The 13,803-nt window shown below is 44.8% G+C and carries 12 protein-coding genes; 5 read left to right on the forward strand and 7 right to left on the reverse strand.

Features of this window, described 5'->3' with window-relative positions; translation table 11 throughout:
- The first annotated feature begins 337 nt into the window (after window positions 1-337).
- Both B5F25_RS10750 and B5F25_RS10755 read left to right on the forward strand, forming a co-directional pair.
- On the forward strand, window positions 338-1,285 hold the full coding sequence (locus tag B5F25_RS10750; protein WP_087208547.1) for an SPFH domain-containing protein: 948 nt from the start codon (window positions 338-340) through the stop codon (window positions 1,283-1,285).
- A gap of 4 nt (window positions 1,286-1,289) precedes the next feature.
- Entirely contained in the window at window positions 1,290-1,508 is a 219-nt protein-coding gene (locus B5F25_RS10755; protein WP_022039108.1) for an Arc family DNA-binding protein, read from the forward strand.
- 123 nt (window positions 1,509-1,631) lie between these two features.
- Here B5F25_RS10755 and B5F25_RS10760 read toward each other — a convergent pair whose 3' ends face one another.
- The 5 genes from B5F25_RS10760 to B5F25_RS10780 all read right to left on the reverse strand — a co-directional run bounded on the left by B5F25_RS10760 (window position 1,632) and on the right by B5F25_RS10780 (window position 5,954).
- A complete protein-coding gene (locus tag B5F25_RS10760; protein ID WP_087249533.1) occupies window positions 1,632-1,919 on the reverse strand; it encodes a transcriptional regulator in 288 nt (95 codons plus the stop codon).
- On the reverse strand, window positions 1,904-2,542 hold the full coding sequence (locus tag B5F25_RS10765; RefSeq protein ID WP_022039110.1) for a hypothetical protein: 639 nt from the start codon (window positions 2,540-2,542) through the stop codon (window positions 1,904-1,906). The genes B5F25_RS10760 and B5F25_RS10765 overlap by 16 nt, the downstream gene beginning before the upstream one ends.
- Before the next feature lie 97 nt (window positions 2,543-2,639).
- Window positions 2,640-4,796 carry an outer membrane beta-barrel family protein gene (locus tag B5F25_RS10770; protein ID WP_087249535.1) on the reverse strand — a complete coding sequence of 719 codons (2,157 nt, stop codon included), beginning with the start codon at window positions 4,794-4,796 and terminating at the stop codon, window positions 2,640-2,642.
- On the reverse strand, window positions 4,793-5,170 hold the full coding sequence (locus B5F25_RS10775; RefSeq protein WP_239473398.1) for a DUF2141 domain-containing protein: 378 nt from the start codon (window positions 5,168-5,170) through the stop codon (window positions 4,793-4,795). The genes B5F25_RS10770 and B5F25_RS10775 overlap by 4 nt, the downstream gene beginning before the upstream one ends.
- 358 nt (window positions 5,171-5,528) lie before the next feature.
- The gene (locus tag B5F25_RS10780) at window positions 5,529-5,954 is read right to left on the reverse strand and encodes a dihydrofolate reductase family protein (protein WP_087249539.1); all 426 of its coding nucleotides are present in this window, start codon (window positions 5,952-5,954) and stop codon (window positions 5,529-5,531) included.
- Window positions 5,955-6,448: 494 nt separating this feature from the next.
- Here B5F25_RS10780 and B5F25_RS10785 point away from each other — a divergent pair, with 494 nt between their 5' ends.
- Together B5F25_RS10785 and B5F25_RS10790 are read left to right on the forward strand one after the other, a co-directional pair.
- Window positions 6,449-9,532, forward strand: a complete 3,084-nt coding sequence (locus B5F25_RS10785) for a TonB-dependent receptor (RefSeq protein ID WP_087249542.1) — start codon at window positions 6,449-6,451, stop codon at window positions 9,530-9,532.
- 22 nt (window positions 9,533-9,554) lie between these two features.
- Complete coding sequence (locus B5F25_RS10790; RefSeq protein WP_087249544.1) at window positions 9,555-11,051, forward strand: RagB/SusD family nutrient uptake outer membrane protein; 1,497 nt, start codon at window positions 9,555-9,557, stop codon at window positions 11,049-11,051.
- Window positions 11,052-11,062: 11 nt separating this feature from the next.
- On the opposite strand, the gene B5F25_RS10795 is transcribed toward B5F25_RS10790, so the two are convergent.
- Window positions 11,063-11,869 carry an AraC family transcriptional regulator gene (locus tag B5F25_RS10795; protein WP_087249556.1) on the reverse strand — a complete coding sequence of 269 codons (807 nt, stop codon included), beginning with the start codon at window positions 11,867-11,869 and terminating at the stop codon, window positions 11,063-11,065.
- A gap of 64 nt (window positions 11,870-11,933) precedes the next feature.
- Entirely contained in the window at window positions 11,934-12,785 is an 852-nt protein-coding gene (locus tag B5F25_RS10800; RefSeq protein WP_140400064.1) for an endonuclease/exonuclease/phosphatase family protein, read from the reverse strand.
- 110 nt (window positions 12,786-12,895) lie between these two features.
- On the opposite strand from B5F25_RS10800, the gene B5F25_RS10805 reads away from it, so the two are divergent.
- Window positions 12,896-13,741 carry a S1-like domain-containing RNA-binding protein gene (locus tag B5F25_RS10805; RefSeq protein WP_087249546.1) on the forward strand — a complete coding sequence of 282 codons (846 nt, stop codon included), beginning with the start codon at window positions 12,896-12,898 and terminating at the stop codon, window positions 13,739-13,741.
- The last annotated feature ends 62 nt before the right edge of the window (window positions 13,742-13,803 follow it).

A 13,803-nucleotide genomic window follows, 5' to 3' on the forward strand; every position in this document is an offset into this window, starting at 1 on the left:
ATGTGGGCACAAATATATACATAATGAATGGGAAATAGGCAAGAACATTAAGAAACTGTTTCGGATTTCCATAAAAAATGTTCTTGGCGTGGTGTCTGATGGAACGCAGCTTCTAACTCTTGAATCGAATAAAAATAAATGAAGATTCATAAACAGCCAATGTAGGGGCGTATCGCATACGCCCGAATGCACCAACTTATCCATGTAGAGCTTTTTCAGAGCGTATGCGATATGCCCCCTGCAATCAATTTGAAAATATTCCTTTTACTCTTGTTTGTATCAATTCATTTATATATATTTGTGATATTAAAATAATATCAACTTTAATGTCATGTTTATGGAAACAAAAGAAATGATTTTCAAAGGATTCAGGCTGAATGGATTTGCAATGTTATTCGTGCATCTGATTATCGTAAGTGCTGCTATTGTAGGCTGTTTTGTACAGGTATCCGAAGCGGGATATGCTATCGGTGTATTGCTTTTCCTTGTATGGTGTGTACTGTTTGCCGGTTATATGCAATTGGAGCCTAATGAAGCACGTGCTATGGTGTTTTTCGGTAAATATAAAGGTACGTTTAAAGAAACCGGATTTTTCTGGGTCAATCCGTTTCTTGCCAAGAAAAAACTCTCGCTCCGTGCACGTAATCTCGATGTGGAACCCATTAAGGTCAATGATAAGATAGGGAATCCCATTCTTATCGGACTGGTGCTGGTATGGAAGCTGAAGGATACGTACAAGGCTATGTTTGAAATTGATTCGCAAACGATGGCGGCAAGTGGAAAAGAAGCTGCAGCCAATGCCGGCAATGCCATAGCCGGACGGATGAATGCTTTTGAGAATTTTGTGAAAATACAGAGTGATGCTGCATTGCGTCAGGTGGCGGGACAATATGCTTATGATGACAATGAAGGCGAGACAGGTGAACTGACTCTTCGTTCGGGAGGAGATGAAATCAACGAACAATTGGAACAGAAACTGAACGAACGGCTTGCAATGGCGGGTATGGAGGTTGTGGAAGCACGTATCAATTACCTTGCATATGCACCCGAAATTGCTGCCGTAATGCTTCGTCGCCAACAGGCTTCGGCAATTATCAGCGCACGCGAGAAGATAGTAGAAGGTGCTGTATCAATGGTTCATATGGCACTCGACAAGTTGGAAAAAGACCAGATAGTAGAACTGGACGATGACAAGAAGGCCGCTATGGTGAGTAATTTGCTGGTAGTGCTTTGTGCCGATGAGTCTGCCCAACCTGTTCTGAATACGGGTACGTTGAATCATTAATCCTATGGCAAAGAAAGAGAGTGCAACCAAAAGTTTCGTCTTGAGATTGGATGCGGATACAATGGAGGCTGTTGAGAAATGGGCAGCCGATGAGTTTCGTAGTACCAACGGGCAACTTCAGTGGATTATTACCGAAGCGTTGCGGAAAAGCGGCAGGTTGAAAAAAAGAAAACGTAGTGTGCAGCAGGAAGAAAATACAGCATCCGGAACCGCTGAGATATAGAAACTGTTTCAGTCTTCCTAAACATTAGAGATGATGTGCAATCGTCTCTACTATGATAAAGGGGACATGCCATGTCCGTAGGCATGCCCCTTTCAGACTTGTGCATATAGTTGCCTTCGCCGTTCATTCTAAGTGCAAATAAACCTTCAGTGTATTGACGTACTCCTCAAACGCAGCCCTTCCTTCGGGGGTGATGCGGCATGTGGTGCGTGGGCGTTTCCCTTCAAAGCCTTTTTCGATGGTGATATAGCCTGCTCCCGCCAGCTTGTCGAGCTGTACGCTCAAATTGCCGGCGGTGGATTCGGTCTTCTCTTTCAGGTATACAAAGTCTGCCTCCTCTTTTACCATCAGGATAGACATCACGCCAAGTCTTAGCTGGGAATGCAGCAACGGATTCAGTTCTTTCGGCATAGCTTCTTGGCTTTACGGTTAATGATATGTCCGGGGATAATCATCATCAAGATAAAACAAAGGATGTACAAAGGTATCGCCCAAGTGATATAAATCGGTATGTCGCAGATGGCGCAGCTTGCCACGACTCCTCCCGCGGCTATACTGAACAACCCTCCGAATGTCAGACTTTGTTCACGGATGATAATCCCTTGCGCTATGCTTCCGAATCCGATAATGATGAAAGCGTATGCAAACATCAGTACCCAGCAGTTGTATCCGCAAAACATAAAAGCCATGCAAATAGCTGCAAACAAGCAGGCAATAATGCCTACGCTCTTCCAGATTCCGGCGGAAACCTTATCAACGTAGCTGGACGAATGTGGCTTTACGTTGGCTTCTTTCCTTTTTTGTTTTTGCGTAACCCCATACCCGATGAGGGGAATCAGGAACCAAAGCCAGTTGACTTGTGGGGTTTGAACCCATAAAAGCAGGGCATAGACAAGGATAGCCGTGCATACCGACACATATCCCCATAGTAACAACATATTCCCGTCGCCTACTTCCAATTTGTTTTTCGTCTCCTGAATCATGCGTGTGATGATTTCCAGGCTTTCTTTTTCGTTTAATGTCTTTTCTTCCATAGTCTTAATAAAATGGTTTATGTTATAAACTTTATGCGGAAAAATAAAAGCAAGAAAACGAGGACTTGCTTTTGCTTGCAAATATAAAACGGTTTCATCAATCTGCCAAACGGTTCCGCTGGGAAAATTTGCCTTTTTCCACTTCCGTCTTTTTCGCTTGTTTCCCTTTTCCGAAGTTCCATGCGATTCCTATTTTCCATGTCCTCCCTTGCGAAGCTGTGTGGATATGTATGTCTCTCTCGTAGTCTTCCGTATGGCATGCATAGCCGGAAGAACGGTCGAACAGATTGTCTATGCCCAGCGTGAGTATCCATTTCCCTTGATTGAATTTTTTCTGCAAGCGGATGTCTGCCGTGTGATAGGGATTGATTTCGCTATTCCCCGAATGTAAGCGTGAAGTTCCGCTGTATTTCATTTCAAGTGAAAGATCCCAAGGCAGGAAGCATTCGGCTTGGGCGCGGATGAAATAAAGCCAATGGCTTTGCCGTTCCTCTTCGGGATTCATATAGATGTCTTGCCTGGATCCGATAAAGTTGGCGGTAAGGTTTAGCCAGCCTGTGGGTTGCCAAGGAGCGGAAATTGCAACGAACCAATGATTTTCCCGATGGTGGTTTTCGTAAGTGACGTATGCGATGTCCGGATTTGCTTCGTCTTGCTTGGTAAACTCGCGAATCAGGTTTTTATGCAGATTGCCTCCTATGGTTAAGGTGTAGCGGTATTTGTAGATTAGCGTCAGGCTGAAGCGGTTGATGTAAGTAGGCTTCAGCCAAGGGTTTCCTATCTGGTAGCTATAGTCGGAGGTTTGTGTCCGGTTCGGGTTTAGTGCCGCGAATGCCGGGCGTTCGATGTACTTGCCATATTGTCCTGCCAGCATCCAGTGTTGGAGAGGGTCGAACGCATAGCTGACATCCATGTGCGGAAACCAGTCGAAATACCGTTGGTTTACGTTGTTTTCCCGGTTAGAGGTATGGGTATATTCCAACCGGAGTCCGGCTTTTACCGTCCATTTCCTTCGGGTAAATGTGTATTGTGCATACCAGGCGGCTATCTGTTCCCGGTAATCCCGTGTATAACCGAAATCGGGCAGGGGCGTCCACGTGGTTCCGCTACGGAATCCTTCGTATGCCGAAGTGTTATCGGTATAGGTTTGTGTGTATTTGGCACCTGTTTGGAAAGATTTGCTATTCCATGACACATCTGCGTTGATAATCCGGTAATCGGCTTTTGTTTGCGACCGGTATAAAGTATCCTTTTTGTAATCCCCGGCTTGGCGCAGGATGTTGTAGCGGTTTTTTCCTTTTGCATGTTTGCCGGTATAGTCTGCCAATATTTTTAATGTCGAACAGGAATGTGACAGGCGGTGCTGGTAGCTGAAATTAACGGATGTCATGTCGTAATCAGATTTTTGGTGATAATTCCCATGGCTATAGACCGTTTCATGTCTGTTGCTTATTGCGTCACGGCTATGCGACGGGTTATCGGATGAATGGCGGAAGTATTCCACTTCCAGTCCGAACGTATTCAGCGTGTCGGGCGAGAAGATGATGCCCGAGCGGAACGTCTCATAATCTGATGTTTGCTTTCGTGCTCCTGTGCTTTGAAACTGTTTTCCTGTTTGGCGATAGATGCGGTCTTCGTTCCAATCGCTTGCATCTTCCGGTTTCCAGGTTATGGAAGCGGAAGCGTACCAGTCCCATTTGTCCCAATGTGCATGCCAACTTCCGTTAGGCTGATATTGCTGGGCGGAATGTCCTGTTGTGGACATCAGCGAGAAATGCCCTTGCCAACCTTTCTGCTTGGGTTTTCTTAACAGGATATAGACAGCACCGCCTTGAGCGTTTGCATCTTTTTCAGCTCCGGAGAAGGGAAGTATCTCGATGCGCTGGATGTCTGCTGATTGCAAGGACTGCAGGCGGAAGTGCAGAAGTTCTCCTTCCAGCCTCACTTCCTGTCCGTTGATATAGACTTTGGCTCCAGACGCTCCGTTGATGGAAATCCCTTTGTCGGAAAGCCATACACCGGGCGCTTCTTTCAACAATTCAATTCCGTTTTTTCCCGAGGATGGTGTCACTTGCATGATAAACCGGTCGGCATTCCGCTTGATTTTACTGCTTCTCACCGTTATCTCTGGCAGGTCGTAGGTTTTCAATGTAGCATGGATGCTGTCCGTCAATGCCTGTGGGGCGATAGGCATCGCATGTAGAAGTGCAATGCCTCCTGTATATAATAGGTAGAGAAAGACCAGGCGTTTCATCGTTCTAAAGGATTATCGAAATAAAACAATTTCAACTTACATGCATCTTCTTTTTTCTTCGGATGATGCTTTTCCCGTGCAAAACCTTCTACAGGTTTTCCCTGTTCGTCTGTATCTATTTGCCAATTTTCGTTTTCATCGTGAAAGACAGAAATGGTAAAGTGGTCCCAAGTCACTTCTTCTATTGTGATGGTCACCTCTCCCTTTTGTGCTTTTGCCATTCCGTAAACAGGTTTGTTTTGTCCGTCCGCTTGAAGCATGACCAAGATATTCCCGTTATCATTGCGGATATTGTCGATGGAGATAGAAAATCCTTTGGCTGAAGCAGATACAGACAAGCTTAACAGCGCGATTATAAAGCAGATTGTTTTCATAATCATTTATTGTTTTAAGTTGATAAATAAGTTTATAGCATAAACCAAATACGTTAAATAAAAGCAAGAGTGCGCGCTTTCCCTTGCTTTTGTTTTGCAAATATAGAATAGTTTATTTTATAAACCAATAAAAGGAAATAATTTAACTTCTTTTTTTATTAGAGTCTTGCTTACATTATTTTATATGAACATCGGTATTTAGAAGAAACTGTTTTGAATTTCTACAAATAGTTTTTTGGGTTTGATGTGTTCGTTTCATGTGTTCACATGATTGCCTTGTTTGTAAGATTATTAATCTTCATGCCGAAAGATTATTAATCTTCACGCTGTAAGATTATTAATCTTACAAACGGTGCAGCTATATTACGGCTTGGGTCAAGTCAACTTTTTCTTTTCCGGTTGTTATCCACGAAATGTTTTGGCTGCATAAGGTGTCAAGATAGGTTTGCGCCACTTGTTCACTTGCGATGACGAGCATTGGTTTTCCGTCAATATTGTTGCCAGGCCATTTCAGCTTGCCTTTCGAGTCGAGTACGATGGAATATCCTTTTGCTTCCGTTGCCTTGTAAAACGAAGATTGGTTTGCCGGTTTCGGATTGTCGGTGTGAAAAGGTTCGGGTAAGGCAATGTGCATGGCCGCCGTTATACGTCCTGATAAATCGGAGTCGCAAGCCAGTTGCTCCAGTGCTTCGTAATATTCGTTTCCGCCAATGCGTTCCGTCATATCGCAGTCAATGCGTCCGTCTATGGATGCCATCATGTGGCAAATGATGTAAGGTTTCATGATGTTAATTCATTTTTTATGATTACAAAGACAAAGATAGGGCAGAACTTATTTAGTCTGATTGCTGAAAGGCTCAATTTATATTGTTGAAAAGTTCAAAATGAAAGATATGCTTTTTATAATATGATTGTCCGCATTTCACTAATAAGAAGTTATTTCAGGGAGTTAAAGGGAGTTAGAAGCCAATGCATTTACTAATGGAAATCCTAACAGAACTGTAGTCCTTTAACTCCTGTGGGCGAAGCGAGCATAACTTCTTCTAACTCCTTTCATACCATTGACATTTTGCGGACATTCATTTTTTTATAGTGTGGCAATGTTGCACAGATTGTGGATTTTTTCTACAATAATATCTGCCGGTTTGATTTCCTTCTTTATTTTTTGCAATGGTAAAATGTTGTTGTTTAATGTGTTTTGATGAATCGGACGTGAAAAGGCGGTGTTTGGTATTTGTTTTGCAAGGGAAGTAGTGTATAGGCAAAAATTTATAACTTATGTCAAGAGAGAAAGTATTGTTTATTTTCATTGCCTTGTTTTTAGTGGGGCAGACGGTTGTCGCTCAAAACCGTACATTGCAAGGCATTATCACTTCGGCTGAAGACGGCGAACCCTTGATTGGGGCTGTCATCGCCATTAAAGGAAACGAAGCTCAAGGTACGATTACTGATATCAACGGGCATTATACGCTTGATGTGCCTTCTGAGACTCAGGCTTTGATTGTTTCGTATGTAGGTATGAAAACTCAGGAAGTCCGTATCCCTCATGGGCGTGACAAGTTGAATATCATTTTGCAGCCTGATAATCAGATGTTGCAGGAAGTCGTAGTGACGGGATATGGTAATTTTACCAAGTCGTCATTTACCGGTTCTGCCAATACCTTGCGGGCGGATATGATGAAAGACATTCCTGTTATGAATGTGGAGCAGAAACTGGAAGGGATGACTACCGGTGTGAACATTACCGGAAGTTCGGGGCAACCGGGTGCCAATCAAAGCATCCGTATCCGTGGTATGGGATCGTTTAACGCGTCGCAAGAACCCTTGTTCGTAATTGACGGCGTGCCGGTTACTTCCGGAAATTTAAGTACAGGAGGCTTTGACGCATCGTATATGAATAATTCGAAAACAAATATCATGAGCACGCTGAACCCTTCTGATATTGAAAACATAACGGTGATTAAAGATGCGGCTGCAGCTTCGCTTTACGGTTCGCGCGCGGCTAACGGCGTTATCTTGATTACCACCAAACGGGGGAAATTAGGCAGGACGCAAGTCACGCTGAATGTGTCGGGAGGATTCTCAAACTCAGCTGTCGATTTCCGGCCGACACTGAACGGTGACCAACGGCGTGAATTATTGTATGAGGGCTTGGTGAATTATGCCACAGATCAGGGGATGGAATCGCCCACGGAATATGCCGACGGGCTGATAGACAATTATGCTTCCATTCCTTCGATGGGATATACGGACTGGCGTAAGGAATTGCTTCGTACGGCTTCCCAGCAGCGCTATGAGGCATCGGTTTCGGGAGGAAGCGAACGCACGACATATTATGCTTCGTTGGGGTATGACAAGCAGGAAGGGCTTGCCAAGAACTCAAGCCTGGAACGTTATTCTGCCCGTCTGAACCTGACTCAAAAGGTTGGCAGGTATGGTGAAGTGGGAGCTAACATGATGTTCTCGCAAATGAACCAGGAATTGAACGAGGAACGTACTTCTGCCATAAATCCTTTCTTTGATGTGGCTGTGACGATGAATCCCTCAATGACTGTACGCGATGAGGAAGGCAATTATACGGGAGCTTATCCGGGGTCTTCATTGAATCCGTTGCGGGATATCTTGACCGACTACAACCGTACCCGCATGACTCGTATGTTCAGTACGGGATATGCCCAGATAGAACCCCTAAAGGGACTGAAGCTGAAGGAAACGTTGAGTTACGATTACAATATCCAGAAGGATGCCCGTTATTACAATCCGCTCAGTTCGGCGGGACCCAAAAGCGGGAGCGATGCCCGTACGGCGAAAGGGTTTATCGAATATGGACGGCTGAACTCGTCTACCTCTATCAATTATGTGCATACATTTGCAGACAAGCATAATCTGGATGTTCTGGCAGCTTATGAAGTAGAAAGTTATGAGACCGACCATGCCGTAGGCGAGGCGTTCGGTTTGCCTTCCGGAATATTGACAGAACCGGACAATGCCGCCTCATTGAGCGACTTTATGTCATCGACGCAAGCTTATCGGATGATTTCGTATTTGTCGCGCCTGAATTATAATTATGATGACCGCTACTATGTGGCAGGAAGTTTCCGCCGGGACGGAAGCTCGCGCCTTTCGCCGGATAACCGTTGGGGGAATTTCTGGTCTGTGTCGGGCATGTGGAACATCGGCAACGAATCGTTCATGCAGCCTGTGCGCCATATTTTGAGTGACTTGAAAATACGTGCATCCTATGGTGTGAACGGAAACCAGCCGAATTCGTTATACGGATATATGGGTTTGTATTCGTATGGGCAGAACTATATCGGCAATGCGGGCTCGTATGAATCGTCCCAGCCGAATTCGAACTTGAAGTGGGAAAAGAACTATAACTTGAATATCGGATTGGATTTGTCTTTCATTAACCGTATCTTTATCAGTCTGGAATATTATAACCGCGACACGAAAGACTTGCTGTATAATTTGCCAATCAGTTCTACAACCGGTTTTACCAGTTACCTTGCCAATGTGGGGCAATTGAACAATAAAGGGGTGGAATTGGAATTGCGTACCTTGAACTTTTCTTCAAACGGTTTTAACTGGACTACGATTTTCAACTTGAGCCATAACCGGAATAAGATTGTATCGCTGAACGGCGAGCTGGAGCAGTCTATCGAAGGCACGTGGTTCATTCATAAGGTAGGGTTGCCGTATCATACGTTTTATGTAAAGGAGTACGCCGGTGTGGATCCGCAGACCGGACAGGCGCAATATTACTTGAATACCACCAATGAAGACGGAAGCCTGAACCGTTCGCTTACGACGGATGCAAATGCAGCTCAAGCCATCGCTTATAAGGGAGCGGAGCCGAAGGTGTCGGGCGGTTTGACCAACCAATTCCGTTATCGGGACTTTGATTTGAGCTTTACCTTGACTTATTCGTTGGGAGGATATTCTTTCGATAAAGCCGGAACTTATATTGAAAACGGGACAACTGGAATTTATGGGAACGAAACCGGAAGTACGGGTTATAATTTGTCCGTTTATACGCTCAACCGTTGGACGAAGCCCGGTGATGTGACCGATGTGCCGCGTTTTGTCTATGGAGAAGCGGCTGGACCGCAAAACTCTTCACGTTATATTCACAGTACCGACCATTTGCGGTTGAAGAGCTTGACTTTCGGTTATACTTTGCCCGAACGTTGGACACAAAAGGTATTGCTGCAGAATGCCCGTGTTTATTTTTCCGGAAGCAATTTGCTGACATGGGCGAAATGGAAATATTACGATCCGGAAACTCCGGTGAATGGCGAAGTGTTCTGTGAAGCTCCGACTATGCGCACATTCAGTTTTGGTGTACAATTAACTTTCTAATTCAATGGATAGAAACAACAGTATGAAACGAGTTACTTTATATATAGGAATGATGGCGGCTTCGTTGGCGGCAACTTCTTGTTCAGATAGTTGGCTTGATTTGAATCCGTCTACTTCGGTCACGACAGACCAGGCTTTGTCTACACTGACTGATATTGAAACTGCTTTGAACGGAGTCTATCGTGAGACTTCCTTGCATAGCTATTATGGCGACAATTACTGGTATTACGGAGATTGCCGTGCCATGGATGTACAGGCGCGGGTTACCAAAGGAGACGGACGGCGTGTGTCTCCTTATTACGAGTACAATGTCCAGGCTACCGATAACCTGAACATTACTCTGCCTTGGCAACAGCCTTATATTGTCATCCGTCAGGCGAACAATATTCTTCAGCGTATTGAGGAAGGAGGCATTGAAGGAGCTGCCGATGAAGATTTGGCAAGCATCAAGGCTGAAGCACTGGTTTTGCGCGGGTTGGCATTGTTCAATTTGACACGTTTCTTTGGCATGCCTTATATGTATGATAACGGTGCGTCTCTGGGCGTACCTATTGTTACGTCTCCTACTGATCCGACTTCGGCTCCTGCCCGTAATACGGTTGCTGAATGTTACGGACAGGTTGTAGCGGATTTTACGGAGGCTTTGCCTGACCTGACGCGTGAGAAAGCGGACGGATATGTCAATTATTGGGCGGCACAGGCTTTGCTTTCACGTGTTTATCTGGATATGGGAGAGTATCAGGCGGCATGGGATGCTGCGACGGATGTCATCGAGAATAATGGAGGGCTTTATCAGCTTTATACGCAGAGTGAATATGCTGCTGTATGGGGACAGGATTTCCAGTCCGAATCACTTTTCGAACTGTATATAACGATGACCGAACCTGCAGGAGGAACAGGAGGTGAAGGCGCTCCGATGGTTTATGCCAATGAAGCGACTTTCGACTGGAACAACTTGATATTGACTGAAGACTACTTAGACTTGCTGGAACAGGATCCTGACGATGTGCGTCATAGCGTGACAGTTGCTTCCGTTACGCCTGACAATGGAGGATTGCCTGAAGCGGCACGCGACCGGAAAGTGTTTCTTACGAAGTTTCCCGGAAAGACCGGCAATCCGCAAGACAATGACATCTGTATCATCCGTCTTTCCGAAGTCTATCTGAATGCTGCAGAGGCTGGCTTCCATTTAGGAGGCTCGTATGCAGAAACGGGGCGTACTTACCTGAATGATTTAATCAGCCAGCGTACGCCGAATACCGGTATGCAGGTCTCGACTGCAGGTTTTACCATTGACCGCATCTTGGAAGAAGTGCGCCGGGAACTGGTAGGTGAAGGGCAAGTGTTCTTTGATTTCCTGCGCAACGGCAAGCCTATTGTGCGCAACAAGGGCTGGCACTTGGTGACGTTGGATACTTCTGATGCATGGACTATCCAGCCCAATGACCTTCGTATTGCTTTGCCTATCCCGCAAACCGAAATAGATGCCAATCCGAATATGGTGCAGAATCCCCGTTAAAGGGCGTACGGTTACAAAGCCGTAGGGGATACGCCATACATTTTCTTGAAAGCAGACGAAAAATGAGACTGGTTCTTGAAGCCGACCTCCGTATATACATCGGCTATTTTTCGTCTGCCTTCTTTCATTAAGTCATATGCTGCTTCCAGCCGTTTCCGTATCAGCCATTTCTCCGGAGTAAGGTTACTCACTTTCTTAAAGTCACGTTTAAAGGTGGCAAGGCTTCTGCCTGTATAATGTGCCAGTTCTTCCATCGTGAACTCGTACATATAGTTTTTGTTCATGAAATCAAGAATGTCTATTTTCCAGGGCTCATTGAAATCGAAAAGTGTAGGAGCAAAACGCTTGTCGATATGGAGCAAGGCAAGCAATCCTTCCTGCAGTTTGAGTTGCATAAGGTCGTCTTGCGGTTTTACATCGGGGTCGAAATAAGGAGTCATGGAGGCGAAAAGGCTGGTGATTTCCGCTGTTTTGGGCAGTTTGATGACTCCCGAATCTAATTTAGGAGTATTTGCCGGTGCTTTGTATTGTTCGGATTTGGTGTACATCTCTTTTAAAAAGTTGCGGGTAAACATCAGGAAAATACCGCAATATTTTTCGCCATTGGCTGTCCGTTTATACATTGTGATATGATGGTCGCGAGGGATAAATACGCATTCGCCTTTGCCCACGTGTATTTGTTCTTTGCCGTTATCGAGCAACATTTCCCCCGAATAAACATAATTCATGGCAAATTCACGGGAGCGGTGAATGCATCCGCTGGTATCATCGTAGAAGAAGCTGAAGAAAATGTTGTTGTAGTTGAATATCATTTTCATCGGGCCGGTAGGGTCTTCCGTTTGATTTTGTTGTTTCATGTCACTTAGTCTTTTGTATATATTGTTATAATATAAGGTGTACGATTTGCGGATTGTGGTCGGACAGGAATTTGCTTCCCGGTGCCGCTTCTTTCGGAATGAAACTGTCGAGTACTTTTATTTGCGGAGTGACAAAGATAAAGTCTATTTTCTCGCATTGCTCCGAAGGAATTTGCCCGAAGTTGTGGAAAGTGTAATCCACTCCCGTCTGTTTGCCGGCAATCTTAGCCGCATCTTTCAGTACGAATGCGTTGGAAGTAATGGTGCGGTAAGCTTCCGATTGGTCGTTTACGTTGAAGTCGCCCGTCAGTACCGCGGGGCGGTCGCCTACTATTTCTTTTATTTTCCGGATAATCAGCAAGGCGCCTTCCCGTCGGGCAGTAACACCGACATGGTCAAAATGTGTGTTGACTGCCATAAAGATTTTTCCGCTTTGCTTGTCTTTCATTTTCGCCCAGGTTGCAATGCGTGTGCAGGCTCCGTCCCATCCGATAAACCCTATGCTGTCAGGATATTGTGAAAGCCAGAATGTGTTGCTGTCTAATACTTCGAATCTGTCTTCCTTATATAATATAGGAGCATATTCGCCTTTGGTTTTCCCGTCATCGCGTCCTACTCCGATAGATTTATAGCCCGGAAGGCGCTGCAGCAGGTCTTCCAATTGGTTGTGCAGCACTTCTTGCATGCCTACGATGTCCATGTCTTGTGCCTGGATGAACCGTGTGACGGTGTCTTTGCGGAATTGCCAGTTGTTCGATTGGTCGGCAGGGTTATCATACCGGATGTTGAATGTCGCCCAAGTAATCGTTTGTGCCTGGCAGGGTAAGGAGAAAAATGCCGATGTGATAACGGCAATGGCTAAAAAAAGTCTTTTCATAATCTTTATAATGGTTTGATAGGTTGGTTTTATACGGGATGTTCCTTATATCCGGCTAAGATACGAAATATATGGAAAAAACTTTCTATCTTTGTAACAAAAATATTTTTATGAGTCATATACGGTTAGGAAAATACAATCAGTTAGAGGTTGTGAAGGAGGTAGATTTCGGTGTGTATCTGGATGGTGGGGAAGACGGGGAAATCTTGTTGCCAAAACGCTATGTTCCACAAGGTTGCGTTCCGGGTGATGTCTTGAATGTTTTCATTTATCTGGATATGGAAGAGCGGCTGATAGCTACCACACTCCAACCTTATGTACAGGTAGGAGAGTTTGCTTGCCTGGAAGTGGCGTGGGTCAATCAGTTTGGTGCTTTTTTGGACTGGGGATTGATGAAAGACCTGTTTGTCCCTTATCGGGAACAGAAGACAAAGATGGTGAAGGGTGGTAAGTATATTGTTTATGTATACATAGATGAGGAAAGTTACCGTATTGCTGCTTCTGCCAAAGTGGAGCATTTCTTGTCGAAAGAACATCCGGTATATGAAGCCGGTGAAGAAGTGGATGCGTTGGTATGGCAACGAACGGATTTAGGTTATAAAGTCATTGTGGATAATAAATTCAGCGGGATGTTATATCACAACGAGGTGTTCCAGCCATTGAGTCCGGGAAAACGTGTCCTGGCTTATATCAGGCAGGTACGTGAAGACGGAAAGATTGATTTGGCTTTGCAGAAAGCAGGATTTGAAAAGATAGACGACTTTGCGGAGACCTTGCTTCAATATATTGAGGCACAAGGCGGATTTACACCGATGAACGATAAGACCGATGCCGCTGTGATTTACAATACATTCGGGGTAAGTAAGAAAACATTTAAAAAGGCGGTCGGCGATTTATACAAGAAACGTCTGATTGTCTTGGAAAAAGAAGGCATTCGTCTTGTTCCTCAGGATTAAAGAAGCGAGGAAGGTGATAAGAAATCTAAAACATTAAATATGTGTTAAATAATAGGAGGTAA

This window comes from Bacteroides sp. An19 (assembly GCF_002160215.1).
In the GTDB taxonomy this organism is placed as follows: domain Bacteria; phylum Bacteroidota; class Bacteroidia; order Bacteroidales; family Bacteroidaceae; genus Phocaeicola; species Phocaeicola intestinalis.